A 643-nucleotide genomic window follows, 5' to 3' on the forward strand; every position below is an offset into this window, starting at 1 on the left:
CATTAAAGCAGATGTTAAAAGCCGTCAGAAAAAATCTTATTCCGTTTTTCGCAAAATGGAAAGTAAAGCATTATCTTTTGAACAATTATCCGATATTTTTGGATTTCGGGTTATTGTTGAAACAGTGAATGATTGTTATCGTGCTCTTGGTGTTATTCATACTACCTGGCCAATGGTACCTGGTCGTTTTAAAGATTATATTTCTATCCCAAAACAGAATGATTATCGTTCCATTCATACAACGATTGTAGGACCTTCGAGGCAACGGGTTGAACTACAGATTAGAACTGCTGATATGGATGAAATTGCTGAGTATGGTGTTGCTGCACATTCCATTTATAAAGATCACGGTTCCAATTATTCGACTTCAAAGTTATCAAATGAGACCAATGCCTATGCATGGTTACGCCAAACGATTCAGTCTTTATCAGATGGGGATAATCCAGAAGAGTTTTTAGAACATACAAAGCTTGAGCTTTTTCAAGATCAAGTTTTTTGTTTTACTCCAAAAGGCCGGTTAATTGCTTTTCCAAAAGGTGCTACCCCTATTGATTTTGCTTATGCAGTCCATACTGACATTGGTGATTCTTGTGTGGGGGTAAAAATCAATGGTCGTATTATGCCTTTAATGACCAAATTAAAA

The 643-nt window shown here is 36.2% G+C and carries 1 protein-coding gene; it reads left to right on the plus strand.

The annotated features are described in order from the left end of the window. Positions 1-643, plus strand: a 643-nt coding sequence (locus ACFINS_RS10700) for a TGS domain-containing protein (RefSeq protein WP_375706262.1), incomplete at both ends; no start/stop codon positions are given.

This window comes from Bartonella sp. AA2SXKL (genome assembly GCF_042197205.1).
Classification (GTDB): Bacteria; Pseudomonadota; Alphaproteobacteria; order Rhizobiales; family Rhizobiaceae; genus Bartonella.